Origin of the sequence: Sphingomonas hylomeconis, assembly GCF_025370105.1 — a bacterium.
GTDB lineage: Bacteria > Pseudomonadota > Alphaproteobacteria > Sphingomonadales > Sphingomonadaceae > Sphingomonas > Sphingomonas hylomeconis.
Genome location: NZ_JANQBK010000013.1, coordinates 60,102 through 76,731, shown reverse-complemented (window position 1 = coordinate 76,731; position 16,630 = coordinate 60,102). Strand labels below are relative to the sequence as shown.

General features: G+C 67.5%; 18 protein-coding genes and 1 tRNA gene. 3 read left to right on the top strand and 16 right to left on the bottom strand.

Annotated elements, in window-relative coordinates; all coding sequences use genetic code 11:
- Nucleotides 1–88: 88 nt before the first annotated feature.
- The 8 genes from NV401_RS14310 to NV401_RS14275 form a co-directional block, all read right to left on the bottom strand.
- Nucleotides 89–164: transfer RNA gene (locus NV401_RS14310), tRNA-Val, on the bottom strand.
- Nucleotides 165–250: 86 nt separating this feature from the next.
- Nucleotides 251–1,177, bottom strand: a complete 927-nt coding sequence (locus tag NV401_RS14305; protein WP_261295117.1) for a MarR family winged helix-turn-helix transcriptional regulator — start codon at nucleotides 1,175–1,177, stop codon at nucleotides 251–253.
- Nucleotides 1,178–1,348: 171 nt separating this feature from the next.
- On the bottom strand, nucleotides 1,349–2,863 hold the full coding sequence (locus NV401_RS14300) for an NAD(P)(+) transhydrogenase (Re/Si-specific) subunit beta (RefSeq protein ID WP_261295116.1): 1,515 nt from the start codon (nucleotides 2,861–2,863) through the stop codon (nucleotides 1,349–1,351).
- A 103-nt stretch (nucleotides 2,864–2,966) separates the two neighbouring features.
- Nucleotides 2,967–3,275, bottom strand: coding sequence for a proton-translocating transhydrogenase family protein (locus NV401_RS14295; RefSeq protein WP_261295115.1), 309 nt, complete (start codon nucleotides 3,273–3,275; stop codon nucleotides 2,967–2,969).
- 12 nt (nucleotides 3,276–3,287) lie between these two features.
- Nucleotides 3,288–3,647, bottom strand: a complete 360-nt coding sequence (locus NV401_RS14290; RefSeq protein WP_261295114.1) for a PH domain-containing protein — start codon at nucleotides 3,645–3,647, stop codon at nucleotides 3,288–3,290.
- 3 nt (nucleotides 3,648–3,650) lie between these two features.
- Complete coding sequence (locus tag NV401_RS14285; RefSeq protein WP_261295113.1) at nucleotides 3,651–4,004, bottom strand: endonuclease domain-containing protein; 354 nt, start codon at nucleotides 4,002–4,004, stop codon at nucleotides 3,651–3,653.
- A gap of 101 nt (nucleotides 4,005–4,105) precedes the next feature.
- Nucleotides 4,106–5,242, bottom strand: a complete 1,137-nt coding sequence (locus NV401_RS14280) for an NAD(P) transhydrogenase subunit alpha (RefSeq protein WP_261295112.1) — start codon at nucleotides 5,240–5,242, stop codon at nucleotides 4,106–4,108.
- Nucleotides 5,243–5,253: 11 nt separating this feature from the next.
- A complete protein-coding gene (locus tag NV401_RS14275) occupies nucleotides 5,254–5,379 on the bottom strand; it encodes an aa3-type cytochrome c oxidase subunit IV (protein WP_261295111.1) in 126 nt (41 codons plus the stop codon).
- A gap of 152 nt (nucleotides 5,380–5,531) precedes the next feature.
- Between NV401_RS14275 and NV401_RS14270 the strand changes: the two genes are divergently transcribed.
- On the top strand, nucleotides 5,532–6,956 hold the full coding sequence (locus NV401_RS14270) for a sigma-54-dependent transcriptional regulator (protein ID WP_261295110.1): 1,425 nt from the start codon (nucleotides 5,532–5,534) through the stop codon (nucleotides 6,954–6,956).
- A gap of 4 nt (nucleotides 6,957–6,960) precedes the next feature.
- Here NV401_RS14270 and NV401_RS14265 read toward each other — a convergent pair whose 3' ends face one another.
- The 7 genes from NV401_RS14265 to glmM form a co-directional block, all read right to left on the bottom strand.
- A complete protein-coding gene (locus NV401_RS14265; protein ID WP_261295109.1) occupies nucleotides 6,961–7,845 on the bottom strand; it encodes a bestrophin family protein in 885 nt (294 codons plus the stop codon).
- Nucleotides 7,846–7,902: 57 nt separating this feature from the next.
- Entirely contained in the window at nucleotides 7,903–8,964 is a 1,062-nt protein-coding gene (gene folP, locus NV401_RS14260) for a dihydropteroate synthase (protein ID WP_261295108.1), read from the bottom strand.
- Nucleotides 8,965–9,104: 140 nt separating this feature from the next.
- Entirely contained in the window at nucleotides 9,105–10,244 is a 1,140-nt protein-coding gene (locus NV401_RS14255; RefSeq protein WP_315369608.1) for a site-specific DNA-methyltransferase, read from the bottom strand.
- A 202-nt stretch (nucleotides 10,245–10,446) separates the two neighbouring features.
- Entirely contained in the window at nucleotides 10,447–11,055 is a 609-nt protein-coding gene (locus NV401_RS14250; protein ID WP_261295107.1) for a ribonuclease HII, read from the bottom strand.
- On the bottom strand, nucleotides 11,048–12,001 hold the full coding sequence (gene thiD / locus NV401_RS14245) for a bifunctional hydroxymethylpyrimidine kinase/phosphomethylpyrimidine kinase (RefSeq protein WP_261295123.1): 954 nt from the start codon (nucleotides 11,999–12,001) through the stop codon (nucleotides 11,048–11,050). Before thiD ends, NV401_RS14250 begins: the two co-directional genes overlap by 8 nt.
- 2 nt (nucleotides 12,002–12,003) lie before the next feature.
- Complete coding sequence (locus NV401_RS14240) at nucleotides 12,004–12,228, bottom strand: DUF1272 domain-containing protein (protein WP_261295122.1); 225 nt, start codon at nucleotides 12,226–12,228, stop codon at nucleotides 12,004–12,006.
- 163 nt (nucleotides 12,229–12,391) lie between these two features.
- Nucleotides 12,392–13,735: a phosphoglucosamine mutase gene (glmM, locus tag NV401_RS14235; protein WP_261295106.1), complete on the bottom strand. Its 1,344-nt coding sequence runs from the start codon at nucleotides 13,733–13,735 to the stop codon at nucleotides 12,392–12,394.
- A gap of 80 nt (nucleotides 13,736–13,815) precedes the next feature.
- Between glmM and NV401_RS14230 the strand changes: the two genes are divergently transcribed.
- Nucleotides 13,816–15,063, top strand: a complete 1,248-nt coding sequence (locus NV401_RS14230) for a dicarboxylate/amino acid:cation symporter (RefSeq protein WP_261295121.1) — start codon at nucleotides 13,816–13,818, stop codon at nucleotides 15,061–15,063.
- A 3-nt stretch (nucleotides 15,064–15,066) separates the two neighbouring features.
- On the opposite strand, the gene NV401_RS14225 is transcribed toward NV401_RS14230, so the two are convergent.
- On the bottom strand, nucleotides 15,067–15,369 hold the full coding sequence (locus tag NV401_RS14225) for a hypothetical protein (RefSeq protein WP_261295105.1): 303 nt from the start codon (nucleotides 15,367–15,369) through the stop codon (nucleotides 15,067–15,069).
- A gap of 156 nt (nucleotides 15,370–15,525) precedes the next feature.
- Here NV401_RS14225 and NV401_RS14220 point away from each other — a divergent pair, with 156 nt between their 5' ends.
- Nucleotides 15,526–16,614 carry an extracellular catalytic domain type 1 short-chain-length polyhydroxyalkanoate depolymerase gene (locus NV401_RS14220; protein WP_261295104.1) on the top strand — a complete coding sequence of 363 codons (1,089 nt, stop codon included), beginning with the start codon at nucleotides 15,526–15,528 and terminating at the stop codon, nucleotides 16,612–16,614.
- Nucleotides 16,615–16,630: the final 16 nt, after the last annotated feature.

Sequence of the window (16,630 nt, the reverse complement as noted above, 5' to 3'; positions counted from 1 at the left end):
GTGAGAACCCTTGATGCTATGAAAGTGGCGGGTTTCCGGGGCTCTTGCAACCCAGTGAGGGCCGTTGGCTACCGCTGAAAAGGGGAAGTGGTGGGCGATGACGGGCTCGAACCGCCGACATTCTCGGTGTAAACGAGACGCTCTACCAACTGAGCTAATCGCCCGCGCGCCGACAGCACGGTGTGGAGCGCATGCCAAACCCGGCGCGCGCTGGCAAGTGCTCAGGCGCATCCGTTCAGACGACCGGCGGTCAGGCGATCGTCAGCCCGGCGCGCCTCGTCGCGGCGAAATAGCCGCGCATGCCGTCGCGCGCATTGCCCGACAGCGCCATGAACGCCCGGCGCCGGTCGAACGGGTCGGGGTGGCGCTCGAGCAGCCCGGCATCGGTCATCTTGGCGATCCAGCGCAACGCGGTGGTCGGCGCGACCGAGGCGGCGATACACAGCGACGAGACGGAGACCTGCGCGCGCTCCAGCTCGGCGGCGTAGAGGTCGAGCAGCATGTCCCAGGCCGGATCCTCGAGCAGCGTGGGATCGAAGAATTGCCCACGCAGTCGCCGCGCCCGGATCGCCTGCCTTAGATCGTGCGGCCCGACCACGTCTCCCACGGGCGGCGCGCCATAACCGTTGCGGCGGTCGCCGACGCTGGGTCCCGGTCGCTCGGGCAGGCCGTCCTCGCGGGTCAGCCGCGCCAGCGTCTCGGCAATGCGCGCCACTTCCTCGTTCAAGCGCCGCAGCCGGGCCGCCTCGGCATCGCCGCCGATCTCGCCGACCGCCGCATCGAGCCGCATCGCCCCGGCCAGCGTCAGCGCGGCGACACGCTCCCTCGTGCTCGGCTGGCACAGCAATTGGACGTGCCGGCCGAACAGATGCGTGGAAACGGTGTCGATCTGCGCCACGTCGAGCGCGACGACGATCCGCGCGCCGTGCCGCTGTGCCTCGCGGTCGAGCAGCGGAAGCGTCTCGTCCAGCACGTCCGCCGCCACGCCGGTCGCCTCGAGCACCAAAAGATCGAACTGCAGCGGTCGCGCCACGGCGGCCGCCGCATCGGCCCAGCTGTTGTGCTGCTGAATCCGCGCCCCGGCGAGCGCGATCGCTTCTGCCGCGGCGGTGGCATCCGGCGGTGCGATCAGCAGCGCGCCGGGTTTCACATCATAGGATAAGGCGTCGTCGATCACTCCACCGGCCCCCCAGCACCGCTGTCGTCCGGAATACGCATTTCACTGAATTGCGGGAGGCGCAATCCATCCGTTCCGGATCGACCGCGCGCCCCGCCCGGATCGGCGGGCGCGGCGGCGCGGGCTTGCCGCCGTTCCGGAGCAATCTCGCCGCCGCAATGGCGGGAGCGCTCAGTCGAGCGACTTGACGATTTCCTCGACCATCTTCTTGGCGTCGGCGAGCAGCATCATCGTATTGTCCATATAGAACACGTCATTGTCGACGCCGGCATAGCCGACCCCGCCCATGCTGCGCTTGATGAACAGGACGGTCTTGGCCTTCTCCACGTCGAGCACCGGCATGCCGTAGATCGGCGACGTCTTGTCGGTCTTGGCCGCCGGGTTGGTGACGTCGTTGGCGCCGATCACGAACGCGACATCGGTCTGCGCGAATTCGCCGTTGATATCCTCCAGCTCGAACACGTCGTCATACGGCACGTTGGCTTCGGCGAGCAGCACGTTCATATGCCCCGGCATGCGCCCGGCGACCGGGTGGATCGCATATTTCACGCGCACGCCGTGCTCCTTCAACTTGTCGCCCATCTCGCGCAGCGCATGCTGCGCCTGCGCCACCGCCATGCCGTAGCCGGGGACGATGATCACCTGTTCGGCCTGCTGCAGCAGGAAGGCGGCGTCTTCCGCCGAGCCGCGCTTCCACGGCCGCTGCTCCTTCGCCTCGCCGTCGCCCGTCGCCGCTTCCGCGCCGAAGCCGCCGGCGATCACGCTGATGAAGCTGCGGTTCATCGCCTTGCACATGATGTAGCTGAGGATCGCGCCCGACGAGCCGACCAGCGCGCCGGTAATGATCATCGCGCTATTGTGCAGCGTGAAGCCCATCGCCGCCGCCGCCCAGCCCGAATAGCTGTTCAGCATCGACACGACGACCGGCATGTCCGCCCCGCCGATCGGGATGATCAGCAGGAAGCCGATCGCGAAGGAAAGCGCGGTGATCGTCCAGAACACCCAGGCGCTCTGATCCTGCGTGAAATAGGCGACCAGCCCGATGATCGCGGCGAGCACCGCGAGGTTGATGACGTGGCGGCCGGGCAGCATGATCGGCTTGCCGCCCATATTGCCGTTCAGCTTGAGGAACGCGATCACCGAGCCGGAGAAGGTGATCGCGCCGATCGCGATGCCGAGGCCCATTTCGATGCGCGAGACGGTGAGGATCTGGCCAGCGGCATCGGCAATGCCGAAGGCCACAGGGTTGAGGAAGGCGGCAGCGGCGACCAGCACTGCGGCCAGGCCGACCAGCGAATGGAACGCGGCGACGAGCTGCGGCATGTCGGTCATCGCGATGCGTTTCGCGGTGACGAGGCCGATGACCGCGCCGATGCCGATCGCCGCGAGGATTTCGAGGACGGTGATCCAAGCGATATGGGTTGTGAGAAAAGTCGGCCCGCAAATGGGTAGGCTGCTGATTGTCGATCCGGGCGCTTCCGTAATGCATGCCTGCATCTGTGCCGCGATCATCGGCACATGCGTCAGCAGCGTCGTCACCACGGCGATCGTCATGCCGATCATGCCGTAGCGATTGCCGCGCTGCGACGTCGCCGGCGACGACAGGCCGCGCAGCGCGAGGATGAAGCACACCCCGGCGATCAGATAGGCGAGCGACGCCCAGGGATTTACCGCAACATGTTCCATTCTGTTCTCTACCCCTTGTCGTCACCCCGGCCTTGAGCCGGGGTCCCGCGATTGTCCCGCGCGGAAAGAAGCGGGACCCCGGGTCAAGCCCGGGGTGACGAACTCAATGTTTGGCCGCTGCCGCCGGCTTCTTCTTGTACATCGCAAGCATCCGCGCGGTCACCGCAAACCCGCCGAAGATGTTCACACTCGCCAGCACCACCGCGAGCAGCCCGAGCCATTTCGAGGTCGCTCCCGTCCCCCCGATCCCCGCCGCCGCCGCCGCGATCAGCGCGCCGACGATGATCACCGAGGAGATCGCGTTGGTCACCGCCATCAGCGGCGTGTGCAACGCCGGCGTCACCGACCAGACGACGTAATAGCCGACGAAACAGGCCATCACGAAGATGGAGAGAATGCTGATGAAGTCCATATGGTCGTCCCCTTATCGGTCGAGCCTCTGCGCGAGAAAGCTCTGCAGCCCGCGCACGTCGGTATTGCGCCCGACCTTGAACTCGATCCCGTCATGCCCCGACAGATAGATGCTCAGTTCCGCATCGAGATCGAACGTGCCCGCCGTCTCGATCGAGAAAGCGGTGATCGAGCGATACGGCACGGTCAGGTATTCGCGCTTGCTGCCGGTCAGCCCCTGCACGTTGATGTACAGCACGCGCCAGTTGGTGAAGGCGATGTAATCGCGCACCGTCTTGTAGACGAAATACACCGTCTCGCCGTCGGTCAGCGCCTCGCCATGCTTGTCGATCAGCTCGCGCGGATCCGCGGCGGTGGCGTTAAGCAGGCCCATTACCTAGTCCTCCCCGGCACGGGGAGGGGGACCATTTGCCTCTTCCGGCAAATGGTGGAGGGGGCAGGCCGCATACGCTGCGATTGCTTCGGCAGCATCGTCCGGGTCTTTCAAAATACGGGCCGCCGCCACGTGCAAGACGCGCAGGCCATTTTCAGTCAAGAACGCATCGCGCCGCTCATCGCGCTGCGGGCGGCCCCCTCGATTATGACCTTCGCCGTCCACTTCGACCGCCAGCCCAGGCTCGCGACAGTAAAAATCGACGATGTACGGCCCGATCGGATGCTGCCGTCGAAACTTCAGGCCGACCTTGCCGCCGCGCAGACGTTGCCACAGTTGCACTTCCGGCAGGCTCATTTCCCTGCGGAGCTTGCGCGCGGTATACACTTCCGGGCGGTGCGCTTGCGGCCCGCCCCCTCCACCGCCTTCGGCGGTCCCCCTCCCCGTTCCGGGGAGGATCATGCGGTCAACCGCGCGTTCACGACCTTGCCGCCCTTGGTCAGCCGGATCGCATCGCCGATCTCGTCGTCGAGTAAAGGCTTGCCCGTTTCCTTGTCCCAGAACGCGCTCAGGAAATTGAACAGGTTGCGCGAAAACAGCGCGCTCGCATCCGCCGCCAGCCGCCCGGCGACGTTGCGGTGCCCGACAATCTTCACGCCGTTCACCGTCACGACCTCGCCGGCCACTGCGCCCTCGACATTGCCGCCGGCCTCGACCGCGAGATCGACGATCACGCTGCCCGGCCGCATGCTCGCGACTTGGCGCTCCGAGATCAGCCGCGGTGCCGGGCGCCCCGGGATCAGCGCGGTGGTGATGACGATATCCTGCTTGGCGATATGGCTGGAGACCAGTTCCGCCTGCGCCGCCTGATATTCCGGGCTCATCTCGCCGGCATAGCCGCCCGATCCCTCGCCCTCGATCCCGGCGACATTCTCGACGAACACGGGCTTGGCGCCCAGCGACAGGATCTGCTCCTTGGTCGCCGAGCGCACGTCGGTCGCCGAGACCTGCGCGCCCAGCCGCCGCGCGGTGGCGATCGCCTGCAGCCCGGCGACGCCGACGCCCATCACGAACACGCGCGCGGCGGAAACCGTGCCCGCCGCGGTCATCATCATCGGGAAGGCGCGGCCATATTCCGCCGCGGCATCGAGCACCGATTTGTATCCGGCGAGGTTCGACTGCGAGGACAGGATGTCCATCGACTGCGCGCGCGTGATGCGCGGCATGAATTCCATCGCCAGCGCCTCGATCCCCGCCGCGGCATAGCCATCGACGCGCGCGCGCCCCCCGTTTTCTCCGGCCCCGAACGGGTTGAGGCTGGCGGCCAGCCAGGCGCCGGGCGCCGCGCCGGCCAGCGATGCTGCGTCTGGCCCCTGCACGCCGAGGATGATGTCGGCCCCGGCCAGCGTCGCCGCGCGGTCGCCCAGGCTGGCGCCGGCCGCGGCATAATCCGCATCGGCATAGGAAGCGGACACCCCCGCCCCGGCCTCGACCGCCAGTTCGGCGCCGAGCGCGATGAATTTCTTGACCGTCTCGGGAGTCGCGGCAACGCGGCTTTCCCCGGCGGCCTGCTCCTTCAAGACGGCGATCTTCACGCGGGCGGCGCTTAGCGCGAGATCAGGTAGATCACCGCGGCGGCGACCACGGCACAGGCGACAGCGCCCCATTTCAGCATGCCGATCACCTGCGCGTAGGTGCCCTCATGCGCCTTCATGTCACCGTTACCGGCCATATCCTCTGATCCCCGTTAAACGTGTTCCTCTCTCGCTTAGCCTTACGCCGCCCGTCCCTCAAGTCCCAAGGCGCCAGCGCCCGGGCACAGGCTTAAGCCCGTCTTTACCCCGCGCCGTTAAGGATGCGGGCGACGATGGGACGGGACACAGAATGACGCGTAACGGACAGCGCCTGTTGATGCTGATCGATGACGAACCGGCGCAGCGGCGCCTGGTCGCCGCGATCGCCGCGCGTCGCGGCTGGCGAGCGGTGTTCGCCAATGACGGCGAAATGGCGATCGCCATGCTCGGCACGCAGGACGGCATGCAGCTCGATGCGATCCTGCTCGATCACTGGGCGCCGGAGGCCGACGCCGCCGCGCTGATCGCCGAAATCCGCGTGCGCCGCCCCGCTTTGCCGCTGCTGATGCTCACCGCCAATGGCTCGGTGGCGCACGCCGTGGCGGCGATGCGCTCGGGTGCAACCGATTTCCTGGTCAAGCCGTTGGCGCCCGAACGGCTGCTCTCGGCGCTCGACGCGGCGGTCGCCGGCATGGCGGCGGGTGAATTGCGCCCGCTGAGCGAGAAGATCCCCGCCTTGCTCGCGTTCGACGAGATCGTCGGCTCCTCGCCCGATTTCCGCTCCGCGCTGGCGATCGCCGCCAAGGCGGCGCGCGCCCGCGTCGCCGTGTTGCTCGAAGGCGAGAGCGGCGTCGGCAAGGAAGTCGTCGCCGAGGCGATCCATGCCGCCTCGCCGCGCGCGAAGCGCACGATGGTGACGGTCAATTGCGGCGCGATCCCGGCCAATCTGGTCGAATCCGAGCTGTTCGGGCACGAAAAGGGCGCCTTTACCGGTGCGTTCGAGCGCAAGATCGGGCGTTTCCAGGAGGCCGACGGCAGCACGATCCTGCTCGACGAGGTCGGCGAGATGCCGCTCGAGGCGCAGGTCAAATTGCTGCGCGTGCTGCAGTCGGGCGAAATACAGCCGATCGGCGCGCGCCATCCGCGCGAGGTCGACGTGCGCGTCATCGCCGCGACCAACAAGAAACTGATCGAGGAAGTCGAGGCGGGTCGCTTCCGCGAGGATCTCTATTACCGCCTCAACGTCGTCCAGGTGACGATCCCGCCGCTTCGCGAGCGCACCGGCGACATCCCCGCGCTCACCCGCCACCTGCTCGCCCGCGTCGCGCAGCAGCCCGGGCTGCGCCCGCTCGGCATCACCGACGACGCGTTGGCGCTGCTTGGCGGCTATGACTGGCCCGGCAATGTCCGCCAGCTGCAGAACGCGCTGTTCCGCGCCGCCGTGCTATGCGACGGCGACGCGCTGACTCGCGTCGATTTCCCGCAGATCGCCGCCTTGAGCCAACAGCGCCATACCGCCCCCGGTCCGGCACCGATGGCGACCAGCGGTGGGGTCACGCTGTTCCACGCCGATGGGAACCTGCGCGCGCTGGAAGAGATCGAGGCCGACGTCATCCGGCTGGCGATCGGCCATTATCGCGGCCGCATGACCGAAGTCGCGCGCCGCCTCGGCATCGGCCGTTCGACGCTCTACCGCAAACTGGGCGAACTCGGAATCGACAACGCCGCCGCCTGAATCCTCACCACAACACGCCCTTGACGGGCACGATAGGCGCCGGCGCGGGATCGCCCAGCGCCTCCAGCAGATCGATCTCGATCGTGCGGGTCATCGCGGTCAGCGGCACATCGTGCACGCTATCGGCGAATGGATCGACCAGATCCTCGCCGATCTGCAGCACTGCGAGAAACATCAGCCCGGCAATCGTTGATCCGATCGGCGTGGCGAAGCCCAATGTCTCGACCAGTCCGATCGGCAGCAGCACGCAGAACAGCCGCGTGAAGAAGGTCGGGAAGAAACGATACTGATTGGGCAGCGGCGTGTTCTTGAGCCGCTCCATCCCGCCCTGCGCGTTGGCGATATCCACCAGCGTGCGCTCGATCGAGGCCTGCTGCATGGTATCGATCCAGCCATTGGCACGTGCCTGATCGACGCGCCGGCCGGTGCCGTCGAGAATGCCGTTGGCGCGATTGCTGCGCGCCAGCGCCGGCTTGGCCTCGTCCTCGGACAGGAAACGGGTCAGTTCCGGCGTCGAATCCTGCCGCCGGAGCTGGCAGCGCAGCACCTGCACATAGGTGATCTGGCGCAGGATGATCGCGCGCTGCAGGTCGCGGCCCTCGGCGTCGGGCAGATAGCTGCGCGCCGCACGCGCCAGGCTGCGCGAGGAATTGATCATCGCGCCCCACAATACGCGGCCCTCCCACCAGCGCTGATAAGCGGAGGTGTCGCGAAAGCCGAGGAACAGCGCCAGCGCCGAGCCGAACAGGGTGAGCGGCAGTGACGGCGCCTTGAACGGCATCACGTAATAGGTGATCGTCACCAGGCAGTCCCACACGAACAACGCGATCAGCGGTCGCCAGACTTCAGACACGATGTACCGGATACGCGGCACCGAATCGACGATCATCAAACACTCCCTCTACGCGGCGTCAGGCCCAACGCGGCGTGCGCGCAAATGGGTGCATCAGCGCCCCACCAGGGCCTGGTCCTTGCAGCCGCGCCAGACCCGCAGCGCCTGCATGGTGTCGGCCACGTCATGGACGCGCAGCAGTTGCACGCCGGCGTCTGCACCTTTCAGCGCCAGTGCGACCGATCCGCCGAGCCGGTCGCTGGCCGGCGCCTCGTTGGACAGGGCGCCGATCAGCCGCTTGCGGCTCGCCCCCAGCATGATCGGGCAGCCGAGCCCGTGGAACAGCGCCAGGCCGTTGAGCAAGGCGAGATTCTCCTGCAGCGTCTTGCCGAAGCCGATGCCGGGATCGACGATGATCCGCGCCCGGTCCACGCCCCCGGCCACCACCGCGGCGATCCGCGCCTCCAGCCAGTCGTACACGTCGAGCAGGACGTTGCGATACCCGCTGCCGCCATGCGGGCCCTTGGCCGGATCGGGCGAGTGCATCAGGATCACCGGGCAGCCCGCCTGCGCCACCAACTCCAGCGCGCGATCGTCCCACAGCAGCGCCGATACGTCGTTGACGATTCCCGCGCCCGCCGCGAGCGCCGCCTCCATCACCGCGGCCTTGCGCGTGTCGATCGAGACCAGCGCGCCGCCCGCGGCGAGCCGCTCGATCACCGGCACGACGCGTTTGATCTCGTCGCCCTCCCACACCGTCGGCGCGCCAGGCCGGGTCGATTCACCGCCGATATCGATCAATGTCGCGCCCGCGACGGTCATGTCGAACCCGGCGCCGGCCGCCGCCGCCGCGTCGTCGAGATGCGCGCCGCCGTCGGAAAAGCTGTCGGGCGTGATGTTGAGGATCGCCGCGACGCTCGGCTGGTCGAACCGCAGTACACGGTCGCCGAGCGTCAGCTGCGCGCGCCCCGCGGTGATCGCGGCGTGCAGTTCTGTGGCACGCTCGTCGCTCGCGAACGTGCGATCGAAATCGGCGATCGTCACGGTGCGGTGGGCGTCACCCTCGGTCACGTCATAGGCGGCGAACCATTGCAGCCCCCCGGCGAGACGCGCGACCTCCCCATCGCGGCCGATCGGGGAATCCACGAACTGCGTGGGGCGGAGGTGGAGCGTCACGGTCGTTTGCCCTTAGCTACCGCCCCGGCGAACGCCGGGGTCCAGTAGGCAAACGATGCAGTATCTGGCGTTGCGCACCGTTACCTCCACCTTCGCGACTGGGCCCCGGCTTTCGCCGGGGTAGAAATTACTGGATCGAGTCAGACCTGCGTCGCCAGCAGATACGTCTGGCGCAGCGTATCGATCGGCTTCAGCCCCTCGGGCGTTTCGTAATGCCAGAAGGTCCAGCCGTTGCACGCCGGCGCGCCCTGCAACACCGAGCCCAATTTGTGGATCGATCCGGTCGTGTCGCCCGACAGGACCGAGCCGTCCGCCCGCACCGTCACGCTGTAGCGCCGCTTCGCATCGACCAGCACCGCGCCCGCCGTCAGCATGCCGTTCTCGACGATCGTGCCGAACGCGACGCGCGGCGCCGCCTTGGGGCTCTGCATCGTCTTCAGCGCGGATTCGTCGAGCGGCAATGCCGCCTCGATCCGCTCGATCGCCGCCGCGCAATAGTCTGCCTCGCGCTCGATCCCGATCCAGCGCCGCCCCAGCCTTTTGGCCACCGCGCCGGTCGTGCCGGTGCCGAAGAACGGATCGAGCACCACGTCGCCCGGCTTGGTGCAGGCCAGCAGGATGCGGTAGATCAGTGCCTCGGGCTTCTGCGTCGGGTGAACCTTCACGCCGTCCTTCTTGAGCCGTTCCTGCCCGCCACAGGTCGGGAACTCCCAATCGCTGCGCATCTGCAACTCGTCGTTGAGCGTCTTCATGCTGCGATAGTTGAACGTATAGCGTGCTTTCTCGCCCATCGACGCCCAGATCAGCGTCTCATGCGCGTTGGTGAAACGCGTGCCCTTGAAATTGGGCATCGGATTGGACTTGCGCCACACGATGTCGTTGAGGATCCAATAGCCGAGATCCTGGATCGCCGCGCCGACCTTGTAGATGTTGTGATAGCTGCCGATTACCCAGATCGCGCCATTGTCCTTCAGGATGCGCTTCGCCTCGGCCAGCCATTCGCGCGTGAACTTGTCATAGGCACTGAGCGAATCGAACTTGTCCCATTCGTCCGTCACCGCGTCGACATGGCTGCCATCGGGGCGCGACAGATCGCCGCCCAGCTGCAGATTGTACGGCGGATCGGCGAAGATCAGGTCGACCGACTTGGCCGGCAGCGCGCGCATCGTGGCAATGCATTCGCCCATCAGGATCTGGTCGAGCGGCAGGTCCGCAGCCGGTGCCTTGACCTGTTCGGCCGGCGTCCGCTCCCGTGCCCGTACCTTGTCGATAACGCCCATTAACCTAGCCCCCGTGTCTTGCCCGGCCATCCCTGCGGATGTGCGGACTCCGGTCAAGCGAACATTGGTTAACGAAAATCCCTGCCAAATCGTGAAGCGGTGAGAACATTTCGGGAGCGTATCCAGATATTGAGTCCCGACTTATCCACAGGCCACCAGTGATGGGGTGTGGCGCAAAAGACTCAGCGCGCCAGATACCCGCTCAAAAATCGAGAAAAGTCTGCGCGACCGGCCCGAAGCTGCGCCGGTGCAGCGGCGACGGGCCATGTTCGCGCAGCGCCGCGAGATGCACGCGGCAGCCATAACCCTTGTTCGAATGCCAATTGTACTGCGGATATGATTCGGCGTGCGCGATCATGATCGTGTCGCGGGTATGCTTGGCGACGATCGAGGCGGCGGCGATCGACAGGCTGATCGCATCGCCGCTGACGATCGGCGTCGCCTCGTAACCCCAGCGCGGCAGGCGGTTGCCATCGACCAGCACATGGCCCGGCGCGCAGCCGCCCGCTGCGGCGACCGCGTCGACCGCCAGCGTCATCGCCTTCATCGTCGCCCAATAGATATTGAGGCTGTCGATCTCATCCGCTTCGACGATCCCGACGCCGACAATCGCGCAAGCCTGCAACCGATCGTGCAGCCGCAGCCGCTCGGTGGGCGAGAGCTTCTTCGAATCATTGATGCCGCGGGGAATGCCCTTGGCCGGCAGGATGACGGCGGCGGCCACCACCGGCCCGGCCAGCGGGCCGCGCCCGGCCTCGTCAACGCCGACGACGGGCGCAAGGCAGAGCTTTTCGTGTTTGAGACTAGGCATGGGTCAGCACGTCATAGGGTGCAATACCGAGCGCATGCCCCATCGGGCCATGGCCTTCGCCCAGCCCCGGGGCGTGGCCCAACGCGGCGCGGACATAGGCGATCGCGCGCCCGATCGCGTCGGTCAGCGGCAGGCCGGCACCAAGGCCCGCGGCGATCGCGCTGGCCAGCGTGCAGCCGGTGCCGTGGCTGTGCTGCGTGGTGATGCGGGGATTGGTCCAGCGGGCGATTTCCTCGCCGTCGAGGAGGAGACGATCGGTCACATCCGGCCCGTCGGCGTGACCGCCTTTGATAAGGAGATGACCGAGGTCGGATCGACATTCGACATCCTCCCCCGCCAGGGGGAGGTGGCGCCGAAGGCGACGGAGGGGGAGGTCGGCGATGTCCTCTACAACGGCGTGCGCCACATCCGCCCCCTCCGTCACGCTGCGCGTGCCACCTCCCCCTGGCGGGGGAGGATGCGGTGGTCCCGCGTCATCCCGTGAGGCATCATGGGAGAAGGAATTGCGCTCCAGCACGTCCAGCTCGGGCAGGTTCGGCGTGGTCACCGTCGCAATCAGCATCAGCCGCTCGAACGCCGCAATCGTCGCCGCATCCGCCAGTACCGAACCACTGGTGGCGACCATTACCGGATCGAACACGATCGGCACGTCCAGACGCTCCAACCGCTCGGCAACCGCGAGCGTCGTCTCGGCCGAGCCGATCATGCCGATCTTCACCGCATCCACGCCGATGTCCGACACGCAGGAGTCGATCTGCGCCAGCACCATCTCGGTCGGCACCGGCATCACCGCCTGTACGCCCAATGTGTTCTGCGCGGTGATCGCGGTGATCGCGGTCATGGCATGGCCGCCGAGCATGGTGACGGTCTTGATATCGGCCTGAATGCCTGCGCCGCCGCCCGAATCGGAGCCGGCGATGATCAGGATGCGCGGAGTCTTGCGCAGCGTCACGACTGGAAGCGGCGGCTCGTCACCGCCGGATTGCCGGCCAGCGCCTTGCCGGTGCGGGTCGGGCGATCCATCAGTTCGCCGCCGCAATTGGGGCAGCGCTCGTCGAGCGCCTCGGCGCATTCCGCGCAGAACGTGCATTCGAACGAACAGATGAACGCCCCGGGGGCCTGCGCCGGCAGGTCCGCGCCGCAGCGTTCGCAATCGGGGCGCATGTCGAGCATGAGGGGTTCATGCATCAAGCCGCCGCCCGTTTCCACCCCTCTCCCTTCGGGAGAGGGGCAAGCCGCGTAGCGGCGCGGGGTGAGGGCGACCACGAGCAACACTGGTCGCCCTCACCCTTCCGCACCTTCGGCGCTCCCTCCCTCTCCCGGTGGGAGAGGGGATTCAGGCCGCCGCCACCCGCACCGCATCACAGATCCGGTCCACCACGCGCAACACCTGCCCGGCATCGTCGCCCTCGGCCATCACGCGGATCACCGGTTCGGTCCCTGAGGGGCGGATCACCAGCCTGCCCGTCCCCGCCAGTTCGACCTCGGCCTCGGCGATGACCGCCTTCACCGCCGCATCGTCGAGCGGCTTGCCACCCTTGAAGCGCACATTCTTGAGCAATTGCGGCAGCGGCTCGAAGCGGTGCAGCAACTGGCTCGCCGGCGCCCCGGCCCAGACCAGTTCGGCGAGGATCTGCAGCCCTGCGACCAGCCCGTCGCCGGTCGTTGCATAATCCGACAGGATGATGTGCCCGCTCTGCTCGCCGCCAACATTATAGCCCTGCGCGCGCATCGCCTCCAGCACGTGCCGGTCGCCCACTGCGGTCCGCACCATGCCGATGCCCTGCGCCGCGAGATGCCGCTCGAGCCCGAGATTGGACATCACGGTCGCTACCAGCCCGCCATTCTTGAGCCGCCCGGCGCGCGCATAGCCGCTGGCGATCGTCGCCATCAACTGATCGCCATCGACGACATGGCCGAGCTCATCGACTACGATCAGCCGGTCGGCATCGCCATCCAGCGCGATGCCGAGGTGCGCGCCGGACGCCACCACCGTCTCGCACAGCAATTCCGGCGCGGTCGAGCCGACGCCGTCGTTGATGTTCTTGCCGTTGGGGCTGACGCCGAGGCTGATCACTTCCGCGCCCAGTTCCCACAGGGCCGAGGGAGCGACCTGATAGGCCGCTCCATTGGCGCAATCGACGACGATCTTCATCCCGTCGAGCGTGAGATCTTCCGGGAAGGTCGATTTGGCGAAATGAATATAACGACCGCGCGCATCCTCCACGCGGCGGGCGCGGCCGATTTCGGCCGGCGCGGCGAGCGTCACGTCGCCCCCGTCGATCAGCGCTTCGATCGCCATCTCGTCTTCGTCGCTCAGCTTGTACCCGTCCGGCCCGAACAGCTTGATGCCGTTATCGCCGTAGGGATTATGGCTAGCGGAGATCATCACGCCCATGTCGGCGCGCATCGATTGCGTCAGCATGGCGACCGCGGGCGTCGGCATCGGGCCCAGCAACACCACGTCCATACCGACCGAGGTGAAGCCCGCGACCATCGCATTTTCAAGCATATAGCCCGACAGGCGCGTATCCTTGCCGATCACCACGCGGTGCCGATGATCGCCGCGGCGGAAATGCGCACCGGCCGCCATGCCGACCTTCATCGCCATCGCCGCGGTCATGTTGGCGCCGTTGGTGACGCCACGAATCCCATCGGTGCCGAAATATTTCCTTGCCATCGAAAGCGTTCCTGTCCGCTATGCATTTCTCGCAGGCCTAGGCCCGCGCACCTTAACGTCCGCCATATCGAAGGATCATGATGCCGCAAGCCACCCGTATTTTGCTCGGGCTCATCGTCGGGCTCGGCGGCGGCATCATTCTGGCCGCCACCGCGCCAAATGCAGTGGAGGGCACGATCGCGATCGCGCAGCCGATCGGCAGCGCCTGGCTGCACGCGCTGCAGATGACGATCGTGCCGCTGGTCGTCTCGCTGCTGATCACCGGCGTCGCGGCAACGGCGGAAGCGGCGCAGGCCGGGCGGCTCGCCGGCCGGGCGATCGCCCTGTACGTCAGCCTGTTGTTCCTTTCGGCGCTGGCGGCCGGCATCCTTACCCCGCTGTTCCTCGAGATCGTGCCGCTGCCGCGCGAATCGGCCGCGGCGCTGCGTGCCGCGATGATCGGCGCGGAGGCGATCCCGCCGGCCCCAGCGCTCGGGCAGTTTTTCGCCGACGTCATCCCCGGCAACGTCGTGAAGGCGGCAGCGGAGAATAGTTTCCTGTCGCTGATCATCTTCGCACTGATCTTCGCCTTCGCGATGACGCGGATCGCCGCCGAGCTGCGCACGCTGCTGACCCAGTTCTTCACCGCGATCCGCGATGCCATGCTGGTGGTGATCGATTGGGTATTGTGGATCGGGCCGGTCGGCGTGTTCGCGCTCGCGTTGGTGGTCGGCGCCAAGGCCGGAACCGGCGCGTTCGGCGCGCTGCTTCATTATATCGGCACGGTCGTCGCGGTCGGATTGGTCGTGTCGGCCTGCGCCTATCCGCTGGCGGTGTTCGGCGGCCGCACCCGGCTCGGCGCCTATGCCCGCGCGGTGCTGCCGAGCCAGGCGGTGGCGGTCAGCACGCAGAGCTCGCTCGCCTCGCTGCCGGCGATGGTTGAGGGCGCGACCGATCTGGGCGTGCCGGTGGCGACTTCCGGCGTCACGCTGCCGCTGGCGGTCGCGATCTTCCGCGCGACCGGGCCGGCAATGAACTTCGCCGTTGCGATCTATATCGCGGTGTGGTTCGAGGTGCCGCTGACCCCGGCGACGCTGGCGGTCGGCACGATCGTCGCCACGCTCACCTCGCTCGGGTCGGTCAGCCTGCCCGGCACGGTCAGCTATGTCAGCGCGATCGCCCCCGTGGCGGCGACGCTCGGTGCGCCGGTAGCGCCGCTCGGCCTGCTGGTCGCGGTCGAGACCATCCCCGATATCGTGCGCACGCTCGGCAATGTCATGATGGACCTCGCCACCACCCTGACGCTGTCGCGCCGCACCCGGCATGAACCGATTACGGCGCGCGACTAAGGCTTAGCGCGCGGTATCTGCCGCCACGTCGTCGGCGTCGAACTCGCTGAACGCCGCGCGCACGCGCCCGGCCGCCGCGTCGTCGTTGACGGTGACCGACACGACCAACGCGCCTTCGAGCGCCGGTGCGTCATCAGCGGAGCCGGCTTTGTCGGCACCATCAGGCGCTTCGCCGGCGCTATTGGCGTCCCCTTCGGTGGTGATGACGATCGCGCGGCGATCGAGATCGAATTCCTGCACCAGTCGCTCGACGGTCATCTCGGCTTCGCGGCGCGTCTCGAACGTCGCGGTCAATATCTTACTCACGGGCAGCTCTCCTGTTGCTGGCATCAGAGCGTCCGGGGCCTGCTGCAGGTTCCCGAAACTGGACGACACGCAAGAATTTGCTGCGGTGCAGCAACAACTCGGCTAGGGTCCGCGTTATAGTCAGAGGTCGATCGTCCCGGCCCAAGGAACGACGACATGGCAAGCATATCGCAGACATTGGCCGGGCTGGCCGCGGCGCGGATGCCCGCGCAAGGCAGCGGCATCGGCAGCGGCAAGTTGGCGCCGCTATCCCCGGTCGGGAGCAATCCCGGCGCGCTCGGCGCCTGGGCCTATGTGCCCGCCGATCTCGCCCCCGGCGCGCCGCTCGTCGTGGTGCTGCACGGCTGCACGCAGACCGCCGCAGGCTACGATCATGGCACCGGCTGGTCGACGCTGGCCGAGCGCGCCGGTTTCGCCCTGCTGTTCCCCGAGCAGCGCCGCGGCAACAACATGAACCTGTGCTTCAACTGGTTCCAGGCGGGCGATATCGCGCGGCACGGCGGCGAGGCGGAATCGATCGCGCAGCTGACCGAACAGATGATCGCAGGCCACGATCTGGATCGCGGCCGCGTCTTCATCACCGGCCTGTCGGCCGGCGGCGCTATGACCGCCGCGATGCTGGCAACCTGGCCCGATCTGTTCGCCGGCGGCGCGATCATCGGCGGGCTGCCCTATGGCAGCGCCAACGGCGTATCGCAGGCGCTGGAGCGGATGGCAGGCCGCTATCCCGGCGACAGCCCGGCGCTAGCCTCACCGGCCGGCGGGCCGGGAGGCAAGCCGACGGTATCGATCTGGCACGGCAACGCCGACCAGACGGTGGTGATCGACAATCTCGATCGGCTCGCGGCGCAGTGGCGCGGCGTGCACGATCTCGGCGATGCGCCCGGCACGCTCGAGCAGGGCGACGGCTGGACGCGGGAGCGCTGGACTGGCCAGGGCCGCACGCTGGTCGAGACATGGCGCATCGCCGGCATGGGCCACGGCGTGCCGATCGATCCCCAGGGGGGCGAACGACTTGGCGCAACCGGGCCCTACATGCTGGCGTCGACGATCGACAGCACCGCGGCGATCGCGCAGTCCTGGGGCCTGACCGCGCCGGAGCGCCAGCGCGTGGCAACGGCCGTAGCAAAGCCGAAGACAGCGACGACGGCGAAGCGCCCCGCCCCCGCCCCCGCGAACGCCGGCCAGGCCGGGATCCAGGACATGATCGAAGCGGCGCTGCGCGGGGCCGGCCTGATGAAATGACCGGGCGGTGGCGCGC

Bases quoted from the DNA above. Each gene is read 5' to 3' on its own strand.
- NV401_RS14285 (WP_261295113.1), bottom strand. From the start codon at position 4,004: ATGAGCCTGCCGGAAGTGCAACTGTGGCAACGTCTGCGCGGCGGCAAG.
- NV401_RS14255 (WP_315369608.1), bottom strand. From the start codon at position 10,244: ATGGGCGTTATCGACAAGGTACGGGCACGGGAGCGGACGCCGGCCGAA.
- NV401_RS14290 (WP_261295114.1), bottom strand. From the start codon at position 3,647: ATGGGCCTGCTTAACGCCACCGCCGCGGATCCGCGCGAGCTGATCGAC.
- NV401_RS14300 (WP_261295116.1), bottom strand. From the start codon at position 2,863: ATGGAACATGTTGCGGTAAATCCCTGGGCGTCGCTCGCCTATCTGATC.
- glmM (WP_261295106.1), bottom strand. From the start codon at position 13,735: ATGGCAAGGAAATATTTCGGCACCGATGGGATTCGTGGCGTCACCAAC.
- NV401_RS14240 (WP_261295122.1), bottom strand. From the start codon at position 12,228: ATGCTCGACATGCGCCCCGATTGCGAACGCTGCGGCGCGGACCTGCCG.
- NV401_RS14220 (WP_261295104.1), top strand. From the start codon at position 15,526: ATGGCAAGCATATCGCAGACATTGGCCGGGCTGGCCGCGGCGCGGATG.
- NV401_RS14265 (WP_261295109.1), bottom strand. From the start codon at position 7,845: ATGATCGTCGATTCGGTGCCGCGTATCCGGTACATCGTGTCTGAAGTC.
- NV401_RS14275 (WP_261295111.1), bottom strand. From the start codon at position 5,379: ATGGCCGGTAACGGTGACATGAAGGCGCATGAGGGCACCTACGCGCAG.
- NV401_RS14230 (WP_261295121.1), top strand. From the start codon at position 13,816: ATGCCGCAAGCCACCCGTATTTTGCTCGGGCTCATCGTCGGGCTCGGC.
- NV401_RS14250 (WP_261295107.1), bottom strand. From the start codon at position 11,055: ATGCCTAGTCTCAAACACGAAAAGCTCTGCCTTGCGCCCGTCGTCGGC.
- NV401_RS14295 (WP_261295115.1), bottom strand. From the start codon at position 3,275: ATGGACTTCATCAGCATTCTCTCCATCTTCGTGATGGCCTGTTTCGTC.
- NV401_RS14270 (WP_261295110.1), top strand. From the start codon at position 5,532: ATGACGCGTAACGGACAGCGCCTGTTGATGCTGATCGATGACGAACCG.